The sequence below is a fragment of the Prosthecobacter sp. genome, assembly GCF_044373815.1.
GTDB lineage: Bacteria > Verrucomicrobiota > Verrucomicrobiia > Verrucomicrobiales > Verrucomicrobiaceae > Prosthecobacter.
The window spans coordinates 1-14,648 of record NZ_JBIPNG010000005.1 but is presented as its reverse complement, the minus strand read 5'-3'; the positions used below and the strand labels follow the sequence as shown (position 1 = coordinate 14,648).

The following is a 14,648-nucleotide window of genomic DNA, read 5'->3' as shown; positions in this document are numbered from 1 at the left end:
GGTTCAGTAAGTGAATTCTTCGTCGTCTTCGCCATCCGTGAAAATCTCGCCATCGCTGTCCAGCACCAGCTCCTCAGCGGTTGGGCGCACTGCGGTCAGAGAAAAAGTAAAGCGGTTGCTCACACCAGTGCGGTCAGTGGAGATGCGGTTGATCCATGCCTGCGCGTATGTGATGCGCACACCGGCATGGTATTCCTTGAGCACACCGCCCTTGGGGCATTGCGCTTGGATCAAGCGCGACTGCATCAGCGCATCTTCCAGGCTGGCACATGCCGGGAATGCCACGGCATAGCTCAAGGAGACGCTGCGCACGGCATGCTCAGGAAAGGCCGTGGGTGCATCATCGCGGCTCAGCGTCGCCACCTGCGTCTGCTGTTGCATGTCCACGCTCTCATCACCCAGCACTTGCAGCGTGCGGTCATCGCCGTTGGCGATCGCAAAGTCAGTGCCTCCATCATGCAGATCAATCGTCATTGCCGGGAAGTCCTCAGTTTGGCGTTCAGCGTTGCCACCGCCTGCTTCAGGGAGGCGATCTGTTTGTCTTGATTGCCGAAGCGCTCGGTGATGATCGGTGTCAGCGCCTGCACGAGCTGAACCACCTGCTGCAGTTCCTTCGCTGTGGCACCACCCTGGCGCAGCTGCTGCACGGCTTTCGCAAGGTCAATGCCAGCCGGTCCTAGACTCTTCGCCAAGTTATCAAGCGGCGCAGTGATCTGGCTTGCGTCAACCACACCTTCAGGCCCGCCCTTGGTGGCGTTCTTCGCACGCTGCCGCTGCTCCAGCTCCAGCGCACGGCGCTGCTCGTCTGTGGCATTGTCCGGCAGCTTGGCGCGCTCGGCTTTCTTCCGCAGGTTTTCCGCGCCCTTCGTATCGCCGCGCATTTCTGCTTCCTTGGCATCGTTTTCGAGTTTGCGCGCCTGTTCCTCAAGCTGCTGCTTGCGCTGCTTTTCAGCCGCTTCGCGTTCTGCCATCGCCTTTGCGGTTCCAGCCTTCACGAAGTCCTCGGAGTCCTTGGCCTCAGCAGCCTGCAATTGCAGCTTTTTGAGGGCGAGCTGCTTCTCGTTGTCCGCTTCAGCTTGCCGGATTTTAGCCACGGCTTCAGTGGCCGTTTTGAGAGCTTCATTAGCGGCCTTTAATTCAGCATCTATTTTTTTCTGCTGATCAGCGGCTTCCTGCAAAGCTTGCGCGAGAGACTGCGCTCCACGCCGCTCCTCATCATCCTTGGAATCCTTGGCCTTATCAGCCTGGCCTTTGAGGCGGTCAAAAGAAAGCCCCTTGCCAGATTCGAGATCCTTGCGCGCCTGATCAAGGCCCGCCGCTTCTTTGGCGATCGTGTTGTGCAGTTCTTCCAGCTTGGCCTGAAGCTCCTCATACTCACCTTCATACGAGCCAGTGCTCTCCATGGTGGCACCGGGAGCATTCAGCTGCTTCATGCGCTCAAGAGCCTCATCACGCTGCTTGGCGGCTTCTTCATAAGCTTTCACCTGCTGCGCCTGATCACTGAGCCCGCCGAATTTTTCCCCGTAGGACTTCTGTGCGTTGTTCGCCTCTCCAATCTTCCCCTCGGCTTCATCCTTCTGATTGTGGACGTTGGAAAACTGGCGGCGCAGCATTTCGGCCTGTGCCTTCTCTGCTTCAAGGTTGCGCTTTGCCTGCTCGATGGCGCTGGCGTCATTCAGAGCCGCTTTTCGTGCGTCATACTCGGCATTGACGGCCTTCTTTTCATCATCGGTTTTAACACCAGTCAGCGCAGTCTGGCGGGCAATCTCCAGTTGAGAGTTGGCGATCTCTGTTTGCACCTTGGCCACCTCGTTGTGGTAGCCCAGCACTTTCGTGATCTCGGCACCCATCGTCGTCCAGGCCGTGGAGGCGCGCTCCACATCGGCAAGGTACTTGTCCAGTTCCAGCTGGAAGGCTTTGTTGGAAGCTTCACCTGCACGCGCAAGGCTCTCACGCAGCTGCTCGACGGATTCGTTGACCTCGTTGGTTTTATCCTTCGCTTCCGTAGCCCCGCCAAACTTGTCCCACAGCAGATTCACCGCCACGGCGGCAATGCCTATGACGCCTGCAAGTCCAGTGCCCAGCCCGAGGACAGAGATCAACTGCGGGATCTGGCCGGTCACAGCACGCAGGCCATACTGCATGTCATCAAAGAACTGCGCACCCACCAGCAGCGCACCGCCGATGTCACGGCGCGTACCCTGCATGGCAGTACCCAACTGCTTCGTGTTCTCGGTGGCCTCGCGTGCGAGTCGCTCATTCTTGAGCCGCACCATGATTTCCTGCTCCAGCTTCTCGGTATTCGCTTGGAGCCTGCGGCCTTCGGCCTCCATGTATAGCTGATCTTCCTGACGGCGGCGGCGCTGGTTGGCCTCCGCTTCCTCCTGCACATCCTTTTCGTGTAAAGCGTGCTCAAAGTTGACCTTGAGCTGCTGAATGCGCTTGGCCTCCGCAGCTGCGGCGGCTTGCAGATTCTGCTCCAGCTTCGCGATTTTCTGCGCCACCTCGTCACCGCTCGCCCCGGTTTCTTTCAGCTCCGTATTGAGCCGGTCAAACTCATCCGTGACGTGGGTGATGAGCTTGCTGTCAACGCCTTCACCTTTGAGAGCGTTAGCCACGCCTTGCTTCAGATCTTCAAACAGCTCATCATACTGACTGCGCGCCTGATCGACACCGCTTGAATCAGCGGTGGTGACGATTTTGATTTTGACCTGACTTTCATTGTCACCCATGGCGGCGGTGGTCGGCAGGTGTTAGCTCACGGGCGGCGGCGCAGGATCGGCTTTGCCGCCGCGTGGTTTTTTCACCACCGGTGCGGCTTCATCCGTCGTCACAGCGGGCGCTGCCGCAGTTTCTTCCGTGGTCACCACTGCCACCGCGTTAGGATTGAGCGCAGCTTCAAAACGCTCCACGTCCTGTTTCTTCAGCGTGCTGCCCAGCGAGATCAGCAGACGGTTGGCCGCGCTGTAGCTCGCCGCCAGTTCATTGTCCGGGTAGCGCGCCGCACTGGTGGCTGCAAGGCGCGTGCAGAGTGCAGGCAGGTTCTCAGACTGCTTGACTGCCTGTGCTTCGATCTTCGCCCAGCGGGGCGCATCAAAGCAGCCCTTGAGCTTGTTGAAGGCTTCCATGCTGATGATGGGCGCGGCGGATGGCGCGGCTGTTTCTGAGGTGGGTGTGACGGGCGTTTCCATAAGTGACGGATGAGGTGTGGAGTCGTGGGGGTGTGAATCAAAGATCAGGCGGGCTCGGCTTCGCCCACGTAGAGCTGCGCCACTTCCACGCCGGTATCGAATGAGCGCGTGCTCTGAAACTTCAGCTTGCCCACGGCACGGGGTTCAGCGCCAAAGGAGAAGTTGGCACCCGGCACCAAGGCCGCGCCACGCACGGCCACATAGATGCCCGTGCCCTGACACACGATTTCCATGCCAGATGCGCTCTTGCGGCCGCCCAGGGCAGTTCCCCATCCCGCCATCGCCATGACGGCGGCGCGGGTCAGGTTCATGGGCTCCAGCTCGATCTCAACGCCGTAGTCAACGATGGCCACATTGTAGGTGCCAACGCCATTGATCTTGTCCTCAACGAGCTTGGGCGTGGTTTTGAGGGTGAAGCCGCTGTCTGCCAGATCAACCGCCGTGGCACCCAGCATCACCGTCCATGCTGGCGTGATGATCGCGCTCGTGTCAAAGAGCGAGTCCCCCGGGTAGCTCACGCTCGTTTCAGCAAAGAAATTCGCCAGCGCGTCGCCGTTGCCACTCAGTGGCACGATGCCCCAGAACTCCACTTCACCCAGCGGCGTCTTGCGCACGTCTCCCCGGATGTCGGGCTCCTTGTACACAAAGCCGTTGGGGATGCGGCAGCGCTTGCCGCTCGTCGTGTGAATGTCCAGCGTCTTGTCAGTGCTGGCAAGGATGGAGGCACCGCGTGCCTTGGCCGCAAACGGATACAGCTTGGCCACAGCACCATCGCTGAACTGCTGCACGATGCCTTTGATCTTCACCAGCCGCCCCACCGGGATGCGGTCCAGATCACCAAACATGGAGGATGGCAGTGAGACGACTTCCTCCATCATCTCCACCGTCCAGGGGGCTTCAGAGTAAAACGTGGCGGGCGTTCCGGCTGCATCAATGATGATGTGGCCTGGTTCACGGAGGATGAGTGTGCGATTGTTGGACATGGCGTGTTAGTCGATGGTGATTTCTGCGCTGAGATCGTTGCTGGCCTGCATGCCTTCATGCTCGGCGGCGGTGCGCAGCCGGTGGTCACCAGCTGCAAGGGTGAAGGGTTCGGTATAGGTCAGCACGGCTGCATTGCCGCTGCCCGGATAGCCGCCATCCAGCGTGTAGTAGATGGCCGCTCCTGCCGTTGTGCAGGCCAGCGTGATGAGGGTGCCTGCGGCGCTGATGGTTGGCGTTGCAACCTTGGGTAGTGCATCCGGCGTGATGTTTTGGATGAACACGCACTCATGCGCTTTTTCGTCATCCGGCAGCGGCACTTCCTGCACCATGGCCTTGAGATCACAGTACAGCGCATTGCCACCACGGAAGGCGCGGCGGTTGAGCACCTGCACCACATGCAGCGACAGCTTGCTGGCTGTGATGCCAGTGCCACCCACGCCTTCATTCGTGAGCCGGTTCTCAATGAGTCGCACCTTGATGATGAGCTGCATGGCCGGGGCTGCGCTGTTCACGCTCTCACCCTTCACGTCCGGCAGCATCACCACGCAGGCCAGACCTGCCTTGCCACTGGTGGCACAAGCGATTTTCCACTCATCTTCTGTTTGCCCTGGGGTGCGTGCGATGAACTTCTCCATGCCCGCCAGCGCACTCTTGATCATTTCCTCAATCTGCTGGCTCTGCCCCATGATGGGATTGCCTTCGTTGTCGAGTTCCAGCGGCGTGCGGGATTGATACACCGGCACATACATGAATCCGGGATCGCTCGAAAGAGCGCCGGAAACATCGTCATGCAGCTGCTGGATGAAGTCATCAATCACAGCGGCCATTCTGCATGCCGCATGGCATCTCATCACCGCGCCCGGTGGGACGAGTGCGCAGCAGGAAGTGTGGTGATGCTGTAACGGTTTACAGTATCGAGATCGTCAGTTCCGCAGCAGCTTGCTCAAATAGCCGCGTGCTCCGATCTCCGCACCTTGCGCGTACTGCTCCTCAGTCGGCAGCAGGCCGGTGTCCTGTTGCAGCACGACCATGCTCTTGAGCAGGTAGTACAGCTGGATCGTCTTGCCTTCACGCCGCGCCAAAAAGGCCAGCCCTTTGCCGCGCTTGCTCACATACACAAACAAATCTCCGAACTCACGCGCCCGCCTGCCATAGGCCTCGGCACGCCATGGGATCGTCAGCATCTTGCCAGCCACCGGCTTGATGGTCACCGGCCCAAACACGCGGCGGAAGATCGCGCCCGTGACAGCCAGCTCCACGCCTGCGCTGCTCGCCGTGTAGCTCACCAGTTCGGCGCGCTTCGTGAGGTAGCCGGTGGGAGTGGCACCCAGCGCGGCGGATGTTTCATGACGGGACTCAGCAGCGCTGCGGATGTGCAGGCGCGTGCCTTCTGCTGCCGTGCTGCCAATGTATTCATTGAGGGGTGTGAGATCCGTCAATTCCTGCATCAGATGCTGCAACACCGGCGTGCTGTCATCCACCACGATTTCGACATTGATAAAAGGAGTCATGTGGTTAAAATGGAATCCTTCACAGCACCCTTTCGCGCCTCGGCAAACAGTTGGCGTGAATGTGTAGAGCCAGGGAACTCCAGCCCTGTTCTCACCTGAGTCGTAGGCCCGGTTGACCGCAAGGGAAGCCGGGCTTTTTCATGTCTGCTCATGAGCGTGGTTTTTTCCGGCCCCGGATGTCATCATGAATCAGCGTCGTCACACTCCAATGCCCGGGCCTTGAACGTTTGACCACCGCCGTCCATCCAGCATGCCGGACGTAACGTTTGTCCGCCTCTTCATGTTTGCCAGTCTTGCCATGGGCCAGCACCACAGGCAGACGCCTGATGGCAGTCATGCCACGTTTTGAATGGATGTGATGAATGCCCCATCCGCCCGCATGCGTGGCCCCTTGATCATTCTCCGCCTTGGCACCGCGTGCACCCCACAGAAAATCAATGCCACCCAGTCCCTTCACATGCATGGCTTCCGGCTTGTCTTCATGGTTGAGCATGACCTTTTTCAAGGCATCCGCTCCCAGTCTTGCCTGTTTCTTGCGGCGTCGGGTCTCCCATCCCTTGAGCGCACCTGCACGGTTGCCCATGTTGATCCTGCTCACATCAGCAAGCAGCAGCAGGCAGTCCAGGCCATCGCACAGGCTGGCCGCATTCATGCGCTGCTTGCGCGGCGGCGGCGGTGCATTGCCAAAGACACTCTTCAGCGTGAGCCTGCCGTCTTTGGCCTCGGCATTGTCCATCGTCTTCTTCAGCCGCGCCAGCGTGGCCGCGCTCAGGCCGTTGGTGCTCACCGTCGCAGGCGGCAGCGGCAGCGTCATATCACGCGCCAGCTTGGCCATGGTCTTAGCCAAGGCAGGATCTGCCTTCTGCTTGGAGAGCGCCGTTGCAAAGGCCAGCGCGATGGTGTTGGGCTTCCTCTTCTGCAAGTCCGCATCTTCGCTGAACTTTTGCAGGCTGAGGCCGAACGCTTCCGCCTCGGCACGGTCCTTCACTTCCCAGCCCATGCCGCTGTTGAAACGGAAAGGCGGATGACTCACATCCAGCGCATCAGGAAACAGCGCGCTGCTGCCCACTGCCGCCCAGATGGGCGAGATCTTCAGCGCGATCATGCGCCCCTGTTTGAAGGCTTCTTTGGAGACGCCTTCCCAGTTGATGTTGTCCGCAGCGATCTCCCAATCACGCAGCCATTCACGCGGTACACGGCGCGACTCGATGCGGATGAGTTCATACGCGGGGAACAGATCCAATGCGGCGAAGCTCAAGCCCTGCTGTTCCTGCCCCTTGCCAGCCAGCAGTTTGAGCTGCGTGTCGAGGATGAGGTTGATGCGCTTGTCACTGCTGAGATCTTGCAGTGAGCCTGCACGCGCCGGTGGGATGCCAAGCTCCTCATCACCGGGAAACCCTGTCACCGGATCGTATTGCAACCGCAGGAGGATGTCTTTCAACTCCAGCCTCAGCTTGGCCTGGTCTCCATCATAGCCATTGGCAACGAAACGCTCGATGCGCTGCTTGAGTTCATCGAGGTACACCGCATTCGTCGTGCGTGCACTGAACACGGCGCGCTCCTTGATCGCCTTGGTCAATTCGCGGATCTCCGCCGTCCCCATCCAGGTGGGATAGATCCCGCGCTCACGCGCCAGCTTGAACGCCGCGCTGATCGTGCTGCCGTAGGGGTTGGTTATGAGCAGGGCCATGATGTCTAGCGGTGAATGATTGAATGCGCGCCCTCCCACTCGGCGCGTTCGATGTCGCCAAACTCAGGAGGTGGCCGGGGCATCAGAACAGCCCTCCCGTGTTCTCCCGTCTCATGCGTTTCTTGCCCTTGCTCACCAGCCCGACACTGCCACCACCCGCCTGCTGGGCAGGCTCCGCCGGCGTCACGGGCTGCACGAGCTTGAAATTGCCTGCCGAGACATCACGCAGCTTGCGCATCGCCTCGTCATATTCTTTGACGCGCAGGTCATCCAGCAGCGCCTTCATCTTCGGCAGGCGTGTGAAGATACGGTAACGCACGATCACCAGCAGAGTGGCGCGCAGCTCATCCGGCACGGTGCCTTCGATGCCCAGCACATTCGAGGCTTCCGCCGCGATGTAGCCGCGTGCTTCCGCGATCGCATTGCTGATCACCTCCTCAACAAGCTGCGTGCCAGTCTTGCCATCCGGCAGGGAGGCCGTGGTGATGCTGTTGTACTCAGAGGCGCTGACTACGCCTTTGACATCGTCGATGATGATCGTGTTCCAGGCCATGATGGGGATTGCTGTGTTGCAGCCTCAAGACTGCGCACCGCCGAAGCGGTGCGCAGGGTTTGAGGCGGCGCTTAGCTGATGGTGAAACTGCGGATCGCCAGATTGCTGGTCAGACGCAGATCTTCATAATGCTCCACGGCGATGATCCACTGCTTGACGCCATGTGGGATGCTGTGGACGGCATACTGCGTGCCCTGGTCGGTCGGGGTCCAGAAGTCCTTCACGTTGGAAGGATCTTCCTCATCCGCGTTTTGCAGCGCGGTGAACATCAGCACCAGCTGGCCGAGGACTTGAGCCTTGGCGGTCTTGGTGGAGGCATAGCGGGAATTGCTGTGCCTCACCATTTCCACGCCAAGCAGTCCAGCCAGCATCTCCGGCGTCATCCCCGCAGAGGAGAAGCCACCCGCAGAGTTTTGGGCGCGGTGAGCAATGGCGCGCTTGCTCCAGGCGGTGTCACCATAACCGACCCGCAGAGGCTTCTGCCCCAGAAGGTCAGCGGCTGTCACCAGCTCGCTGATCACATCCATGTCAGGATCTTTGCCATCGCTGGTGTCCCACGTCTTGCCGGTGTTCACATCGGCGGCGGTGTAAAGCGCGATCGCACGGCGCAGCTTGTTCATCATCAGGCGGCGCTTGAGCTTGGCCACGCGCTTCTTCTCCCAGTCGATTTCTTCTTTCACATCATCGAGGTCAACGACGATCTGAAGCCCACGGTTGGACGTTTTGCCAAGCGTCTTGGTGGTGTTGTATTTGACGCTCTTGAAGTCGGCACCGCTGGCGCGCAGATCTTCATCCGCGTCAGAGAGGAAGGACTCCCAGTTGATGTTTTCAGCATACTCGAAACGCCGCGTCACACGCACGGCGGGCGCGAAGAAGTCGAGCTCGTCTTGCAGCCCGCCATCGTCTCTCCAGCCGGTGGCGTAGGTGGTGAGCGGTTCGGAGAAGCTGCCCTGGACGATGCTGGAGGCATTGAGGCGGGTGATCTCCTCTTTCTTCCCGGAGAACTCCGGGTCGGTGTTGAGCGCCATGATGGCGGCGACAGCGGTTGTCATGGCCTCGAAGCGCTTCTGCGCATTCAGGCGTGTGGTGCGTTTGATCATAAAAGGTATGAGTTAAATTGAATGACTGCGTTGATCGTTGAATGGATGAGAAACGAGTTTATGCGCCGAGGACGATGACCACGGCACCGTTGACCATTGCGGCCTGGGTGGTGGCGAGGTTGGCGGCATTGGCCACGACTTTGGTCAGCACTGGCAGGCAGGGCTCCACTTCCATTTCGAGGCCCGCAGAGCCTGCGGTGCGTGACTTGCCCACCTTCCAGAAGGTGCCAGCCGTTGCGGGTGTCGTGGTGATGGTGCCATCCCCGTAGGAATACACATCCACGTCCGCATTGATGCTGCCTTGCGCCACCATGAGCACCGTTTTCTTGACAGTGCCCAGCAGCTGGACGGCAATGGGATCTTCAACGGCAGCGGCTTCATCGGTGGAAACCCCGAGAGGTTCATCGGATGCAGCCGCACAGACCGCCGCGTGTTTGGCATCGCTGCCACGTTTCACCAGCAGGAACTTGGTGGCGATGGCGGCATCAGCCCGGAGGCTGAGCGTGTGATGCGTCCCGTCCCCAAGTGCATTGAAGCGCACGCGGCGGCGGGTATCTTGACTGAAGGCCATCTTCCACATGGGGATGATGACCGCGAGGAGAAAGGCTGCGAGAATGAGGCAGCCCATAACGAGTTCGATTTTCATTGGTTATGTCTTACTTGGTTTCGGTTTGTTGTGAGCTGCCTCAAAGCGCATGCCGTGAGGCAAAGGGTTACTTGGACTTGGCTTGGTCCTTGAGTTTTTGATCGTGGTCTTTTTGTGCAGCGTGGGCTTGCTCAGCCTGCTTGCGAGAGATGCCGCCAGCCATTCGGCGCCGGATTTCTTTTTCGTCCGCATTGTCCGGGACGGGCGGCTTCTCCTTGCCGCTGGCCGCGAGTGCCTTTTCAAGTTCGGCGACCTTGATCGTGAGCGCCTCGTTGTCGGCTCCGAATTTTGCGTTGTCGGCTTCGAGGGTGCCGATTCTCTTGAGAGCTTCTTCAAGCTCCTGCTCCAGCTGTTCTTTCGTTTTAGCGGCCATGATGGTGTGTGGTGGCGGGTGGTGGTGGGTGTGCGTTGAACGCGGTTAAAAAAATCATGCGGCAGGCGCAGCGGCCTTCATCGCCTCAAACAGCGGCTTGAGTTCCGGGGCGGCTTCAGCAGCCTTGTAGGCCTCGTCATAGCCGACGCCTTTTTTGACCATGTAGTCATCCGTCCAGGCGTTGATGCGCGTCATGCGGTCGCGTGCATCCATGATCGCAGGCTTCTGCCCGCCGATCTTGAGCCCTTCCGTGTTCAGCCTGGACGGCACCGCATTGAGTTCCTTGAGCGTCTTGTCCGTGTCGGCATTGAGTCGGGCACGCACACTCTCGGCTCCATCGGCATCGGCTTCAGCCTTGGTCAGACGTCCGGTTTCAACGAGGCGGCTCAGCTCGGCATTGATGCGGGCCGTGCGGGCAGCATCACGTTCGGCAGTCAGAGTGGTGATGCTCTCATTGAGGGTCGTCACCTCAGCTGCGCCTGCATTGATGCGTGTGAGCGTGGCTTCAATACCAGCGTCAACATCTGTGACGTCAGCATTCAGCGCGGTTTTGATTCTCTCCTGCCTGGCCTTCTCTTGCGCGGCCCAAATTCGGTTCTGCCCCATCTGCGAGATCAAGTTGCCGATGTGAGTTTGGATAAGGTCGTCGCTATCGTCATCTTTGCCGAGTCCGGCGTCGACGAGCGCCTTTTTGATTTTCGTGATCATGGTGTTTTCAGGTTCGGGTGTGGGTTCAGGTTCTGGATTGTCTTCAGGCAGGGCATTGATGGCGCTCTTCACGCCTTTGATATTCGGGCGGCTGGTCATCCCCACGCTCCACAGCATCACGGGGCGCTCCTTGCCGGGTTCCTGCTCGTCGGTGTCCCAGGCCACGGATGGGAAGCCGTGCTTTTTGAGCTGCTCGCCCGCGTCGTCATTCCAGCGGATGCGACCATTCAAGCCGTCATCATCCGCACTGACTTCCACCACATCCCCCAATTCGATGCGCTTGGGCCAGATGTCGGGAGCGAAGTCGGGATGCCCGACATAGACCTTGCATGAATTGAGACGTGCCAGTCGTGCGATGCGGCGATGCAGGGCATTGAAGCGCTTCACCAGCGCATCACCATCCGCCTTCGTGAAGATCTGCACAGCCTCAGGCGTGCCGTCATCCTTGCGCTCGCTCGTGGGCCACTCGCCATACGGGGCCAGCTGAATCCAGTCCGGCAGCTCCGCGTTGATCTGCGTGCGCAGGCCGCTGGCAAAGATGCGGTGCAGCTCCGCGTTGAGACGCACGACGGCCAGCTTGCCAAAGAATGAATGTAGGGGAGTTTTCATGATTCGTTTGCGTTGTGGGCCCAGCCATTGACCAGCGCGGAGGCCAGCAGGTTTTCCCACGCGTCCTGTTGCGCGCTGTCATGACCGATCTTGTCCGGCAGCTGCGCCACGAAGTCAGCCAGGGCATTGAGCCGCGTGGCATCCGGTGCGTTGAGCACCGCCTTCATCTCTGCGACGAGTTCGGCGCGATCTTCGCGGCCTGCCTTGGCCAGCAATCGTGCAGCCCCGGCCAGAAACTTTTCCTCTTCAGCATCAGCATTGAGTCTTGCGGCATCCGCCTCTGCGGCGGGATCGGCCGGCACTGCGGCTGCACGTGCCGCTGTGAGCAGGGCATCGCCCTCCTTGGGTTGTGCCATGCCAAAGCGTTCCAGCGTTTCATTGACGGCAATCGGCGCACCCAGGGGAACCAGCGCCTGGATGACCTGCAGAAGCAGTTTCAAATCCTCGCTCTGTGGCACGATGAGGCGGATGTAGGCCTTGGGCGTGGCGGCGGCGGCCGCACCAAAGTGGAACTCCAAAACGATGCGCTCGATCTCGTTGAGCTTCTCAGAAATCGTGAGCGCATCATCCTGCTCAATCAAATCAGTCTCGCCACCTTGGAGGGATGCGCCGGTGTTGTCCTTGGCGCTCATCGTGCTCAGATCCGCACCACGCCACAGCGCCGCAAAGCGTTTGTCCACGCGGTCAATGATCAACGGCATTGGCAGAGATCCAGAGCCGCCCTCGGCACGGATGAGCTGGATGGGATCTTTGACCTGTCCATCATCACCATACAGCACAGCGGCCCAGTCTTGGCCGAAGGCTTCCACGGCCTCCGCCATGGCGATGCCGCCTTCTGAATCCTTGCCATGCTTCGTGCGGCCCAGCAGCCCGGGCATGCCGAACTTGTCAGAGAAGGCCAGAAAGTCAGCCAGCGCATTGCGCTTGCAGAAGTAGCCGATGGAACCCGCCACCATGAGGCCGTCTCCCACCGTGGTCATCCACTCCGTTTCTGCCAGCGTCTGGCCCTCCATTTCAAAACCGGTCGGGCAGAAGCGCAGCAGGCCGGTGCGGTTCTCAAAGAATTGCAGCGGCACGTACTCAAAGGTGCAGTCGAGCCGATCCCGTGAGGGCTTCCAGATGAGGTGATGATTCGCGTACTGAAAACTGACGCTCTCCATCATCTGTCGCACCAGCAGCGCGAAGCCGCCCTTTTGATTGAGATCAAAGGCATTCACGGCGCGGACATTGTTCCAGAACTCCGTGAGCACCTGCTGCTGGGCCTTGGCGGCGCGGGAGCCATCCACCGTCAACACCTGCCACTCGCGTCGCGAGACACTCTTTTCCCGCTTGGGCTTCACAATGGAGATCATGTCATCCCGCCGCGCCATCGGCTGCCACATCGTGGCCGCCTGCCGCAGATCCCCCCGGTCAAAGCCGTCCAGGGCACAAGCCAGCGTCTCGCCGCTCAAGCCGCGAAACATGGCCGTGCGGATCTCCCGCACATAGCGGAGCATCGCAGCAGAGAAGATGGAGGTGCCGGGTTTCAAGTCCGGCTAGATTGCATGCCCTGCCGCACCTCATCACCGCGCCCAGTGGGACGAGTGAGCAACGAAAACAGGGCTGCACAGCCCTTGCAGCTATCCTGCCAAAACCTCAAAACCAGAGCCGCCCCTCCCACCCACCGCAAACCCACCCCGGCCCCACTCCGCCAAAACCCACCTCCCGACCCGCCGCCAGAACGGCCCTGCAAGCGTCCTGCAAGCTTTTCTAGCCCTCCAGCCCCCTATTCCGGGGTGATGACAGCGAAAATGGGGGGCTGAGGCGGAATTTCGAGACTTACGGCTCAGGTCTCCCAATTGATCCCTTTACAAGCTAGACCGGCCTTTCAGACTGGCGGCCTATGAAGACCTACATCGTTTATTTCATTGATGGTTCCAAAGTCGAAATTCAAGCGGAGTCCTACCTCGTCATCGGGGCTCAGCCTGTTATCTTCTCCGCGAATAAAGTTCAAGTGGCCTTGATCAACTTCAGCCAAATTCGCGCCATCATCGACAAGTCAGCCACCGTAAGCTCATAGCCCGATCATCCTCTTCATCCGCGCCCGCAGGCCACCCTCCTGCGGTGCGTGGCTTCCCGGATTCGCTACCCGGCTAAAGCCGAACTCCGCGCCGTTGCCGGTCGCTTCAGTATGATTAGCCAGCATCTTCGCCGCGCACATGTCCCCATGGCTGGCTGCATTGAGAGGGTTGGTGCCGAAATCAAATGTCAGCACGCCATTCGTGATCGCTTTCTGCGTACTGTAAATGTCCATGGCGACATCATCATTGCCGGTGGCAAGGCGGCACTCGCCACTGGTGAGCGAGTTCATCAGGCGTGATCCCATCTCGCTCTTGCTGTTGCGCGTGAAGGGCACGCCGACAAAGCGGCCTCCCGTGCGCTGCTCCGCCGTCCATGTGATCTGACGGCCCAGGCCGGTGGCATCCCCGCAGCCTCGCGCATCCGGCAGCTCCATGAACCACATGAGCGCCGTCGTGAGGAAATCCCAATCCTCTGTCTGCGTGGTCAGCAAGGCGCGCTGCTCAAGCCCACGCGGTGTCTTGGCATCGATCCACATGGCTGCAAGGTCTCCATCCCCGGAGGCCGCCACGTCAAAACCAATGCGCATCTTCTCCTTGCCATTGAGCACACCAAACTGTGCGGCCATCCACGCATGCATTTTCTTCATGCGGTATTCCGCGCTCGTGTCTGGCAGGCCGAACAGTTCCTTGATCTGATGATCATGCAGATGATGCCGGTAGATGAACTGATCACGGCAGCGTTCGATCACCGACCAGGGCACAATGCTGCTGCCGGTGTCAGAGGGATTGCACTCAAAGCGTTCAGCGAAGATCGCAGGTGTGAGCGCACGCCGCCGCGCATCCTCCAGAAACTCTTCCCGCGTCATCTTCATGCCGCTGCGTTCATTGATCTTCTCCACCAGCCCTTCGGCAATGGCGTCATGAATGGTGTAGATGCGCACCTTCCAGCCGGAGCCCGGTTGACTGGCAAGTTTGAAGAGCACCTGGTTCACCCAGGTATTGACGCCATTACACGCCGACCATGCGATATAGTCATAGCCAAATTGAATACGCGTGGAGAGCGCCGTGTGCATCTGCTCCTGCCGTTCATGGAACTCACACTCATCCCAACGCACATCACCTTCAAAGGTCTGGATGGCCCAAGGAGATGAAGAAAACAGAATGATGCGTGAACCTCCATCAAACTTGTAGATGCCCACCTTCTCCTGTGTGGCGATGCTTCC

The 14,648-nt window shown here is 59.6% G+C and carries 15 protein-coding genes; 1 reads left to right on the top strand and 14 read right to left on the bottom strand.

The window, feature by feature from the left end; genetic code table 11:
- Positions 1-3 precede the first annotated feature (3 nt).
- The 13 genes from ACIREA_RS00865 to ACIREA_RS00805 form a co-directional block, all read right to left on the bottom strand.
- Positions 4-474 (bottom strand): hypothetical protein, encoded by a 471-nt coding sequence (locus tag ACIREA_RS00865; RefSeq protein WP_397379606.1) that lies wholly within the window; start codon positions 472-474, stop codon positions 4-6.
- A complete protein-coding gene (locus ACIREA_RS00860) occupies positions 471-2,732 on the bottom strand; it encodes a hypothetical protein (protein WP_397379604.1) in 2,262 nt (753 codons plus the stop codon). Before ACIREA_RS00860 ends, ACIREA_RS00865 begins: the two co-directional genes overlap by 4 nt.
- 21 nt (positions 2,733-2,753) lie before the next feature.
- Complete coding sequence (locus ACIREA_RS00855; protein ID WP_397379602.1) at positions 2,754-3,191, bottom strand: hypothetical protein; 438 nt, start codon at positions 3,189-3,191, stop codon at positions 2,754-2,756.
- A 44-nt stretch (positions 3,192-3,235) separates the two neighbouring features.
- Positions 3,236-4,174, bottom strand: coding sequence for a hypothetical protein (locus ACIREA_RS00850; protein ID WP_397379600.1), 939 nt, complete (start codon positions 4,172-4,174; stop codon positions 3,236-3,238).
- Between the two features lie 6 nt (positions 4,175-4,180).
- Entirely contained in the window at positions 4,181-5,002 is an 822-nt protein-coding gene (locus ACIREA_RS00845) for a chitobiase/beta-hexosaminidase C-terminal domain-containing protein (RefSeq protein ID WP_397379598.1), read from the bottom strand.
- A gap of 96 nt (positions 5,003-5,098) precedes the next feature.
- Entirely contained in the window at positions 5,099-5,686 is a 588-nt protein-coding gene (locus ACIREA_RS00840; RefSeq protein ID WP_397379596.1) for a hypothetical protein, read from the bottom strand.
- 148 nt (positions 5,687-5,834) lie between these two features.
- The gene (locus tag ACIREA_RS00835) at positions 5,835-7,376 is read right to left on the bottom strand and encodes a hypothetical protein (protein ID WP_397379594.1); all 1,542 of its coding nucleotides are present in this window, start codon (positions 7,374-7,376) and stop codon (positions 5,835-5,837) included.
- Positions 7,377-7,458: 82 nt separating this feature from the next.
- Positions 7,459-7,929 (bottom strand): phage protein Gp36 family protein, encoded by a 471-nt coding sequence (locus tag ACIREA_RS00830; RefSeq protein WP_397379592.1) that lies wholly within the window; start codon positions 7,927-7,929, stop codon positions 7,459-7,461.
- A gap of 71 nt (positions 7,930-8,000) precedes the next feature.
- Positions 8,001-9,029, bottom strand: a complete 1,029-nt coding sequence (locus tag ACIREA_RS00825; RefSeq protein WP_397379590.1) for a hypothetical protein — start codon at positions 9,027-9,029, stop codon at positions 8,001-8,003.
- A 58-nt stretch (positions 9,030-9,087) separates the two neighbouring features.
- Positions 9,088-9,675, bottom strand: coding sequence for a hypothetical protein (locus tag ACIREA_RS00820; RefSeq protein ID WP_397379588.1), 588 nt, complete (start codon positions 9,673-9,675; stop codon positions 9,088-9,090).
- Positions 9,676-9,742: 67 nt separating this feature from the next.
- Entirely contained in the window at positions 9,743-10,048 is a 306-nt protein-coding gene (locus tag ACIREA_RS00815; RefSeq protein WP_397379586.1) for a hypothetical protein, read from the bottom strand.
- Positions 10,049-10,102: 54 nt separating this feature from the next.
- Positions 10,103-11,365, bottom strand: a complete 1,263-nt coding sequence (locus ACIREA_RS00810) for a phage protease (RefSeq protein WP_397379584.1) — start codon at positions 11,363-11,365, stop codon at positions 10,103-10,105.
- Positions 11,362-12,894 (bottom strand): DUF935 family protein, encoded by a 1,533-nt coding sequence (locus tag ACIREA_RS00805; RefSeq protein ID WP_397379582.1) that lies wholly within the window; start codon positions 12,892-12,894, stop codon positions 11,362-11,364. Before ACIREA_RS00805 ends, ACIREA_RS00810 begins: the two co-directional genes overlap by 4 nt.
- Positions 12,895-13,247: 353 nt before the next feature.
- On the opposite strand from ACIREA_RS00805, the gene ACIREA_RS00800 reads away from it, so the two are divergent.
- On the top strand, positions 13,248-13,424 hold the full coding sequence (locus ACIREA_RS00800) for a hypothetical protein (protein WP_397379580.1): 177 nt from the start codon (positions 13,248-13,250) through the stop codon (positions 13,422-13,424).
- Here ACIREA_RS00800 and ACIREA_RS00795 read toward each other — a convergent pair.
- A partial coding sequence (locus ACIREA_RS00795; RefSeq protein ID WP_397379578.1) for a hypothetical protein occupies positions 13,419-14,648 on the bottom strand: 1,230 nt, incomplete at its 5' end. The genes ACIREA_RS00800 and ACIREA_RS00795 overlap by 6 nt on opposite strands.

What these genes read in the sequence shown, in the direction of transcription:
- ACIREA_RS00835 (WP_397379594.1), bottom strand. Translation starts at nt 7,376, where the DNA reads ATGGCCCTGCTCATAACCAACCCCTACGGCAGCACGATCAGCGCGGCG.
- ACIREA_RS00800 (WP_397379580.1), top strand. Translation starts at nt 13,248, where the DNA reads ATGAAGACCTACATCGTTTATTTCATTGATGGTTCCAAAGTCGAAATT.
- ACIREA_RS00830 (WP_397379592.1), bottom strand. Translation starts at nt 7,929, where the DNA reads ATGGCCTGGAACACGATCATCATCGACGATGTCAAAGGCGTAGTCAGC.
- ACIREA_RS00845 (WP_397379598.1), bottom strand. Translation starts at nt 5,002, where the DNA reads ATGGCCGCTGTGATTGATGACTTCATCCAGCAGCTGCATGACGATGTT.
- ACIREA_RS00855 (WP_397379602.1), bottom strand. Translation starts at nt 3,191, where the DNA reads ATGGAAACGCCCGTCACACCCACCTCAGAAACAGCCGCGCCATCCGCC.
- ACIREA_RS00865 (WP_397379606.1), bottom strand. Translation starts at nt 474, where the DNA reads ATGACGATTGATCTGCATGATGGAGGCACTGACTTTGCGATCGCCAAC.
- ACIREA_RS00825 (WP_397379590.1), bottom strand. Translation starts at nt 9,029, where the DNA reads ATGATCAAACGCACCACACGCCTGAATGCGCAGAAGCGCTTCGAGGCC.
- ACIREA_RS00810 (WP_397379584.1), bottom strand. Translation starts at nt 11,365, where the DNA reads ATGAAAACTCCCCTACATTCATTCTTTGGCAAGCTGGCCGTCGTGCGT.
- ACIREA_RS00815 (WP_397379586.1), bottom strand. Translation starts at nt 10,048, where the DNA reads ATGGCCGCTAAAACGAAAGAACAGCTGGAGCAGGAGCTTGAAGAAGCT.
- ACIREA_RS00860 (WP_397379604.1), bottom strand. Translation starts at nt 2,732, where the DNA reads ATGGGTGACAATGAAAGTCAGGTCAAAATCAAAATCGTCACCACCGCT.
- ACIREA_RS00820 (WP_397379588.1), bottom strand. Translation starts at nt 9,675, where the DNA reads ATGAAAATCGAACTCGTTATGGGCTGCCTCATTCTCGCAGCCTTTCTC.
- ACIREA_RS00840 (WP_397379596.1), bottom strand. Translation starts at nt 5,686, where the DNA reads ATGACTCCTTTTATCAATGTCGAAATCGTGGTGGATGACAGCACGCCG.
- ACIREA_RS00850 (WP_397379600.1), bottom strand. Translation starts at nt 4,174, where the DNA reads ATGTCCAACAATCGCACACTCATCCTCCGTGAACCAGGCCACATCATC.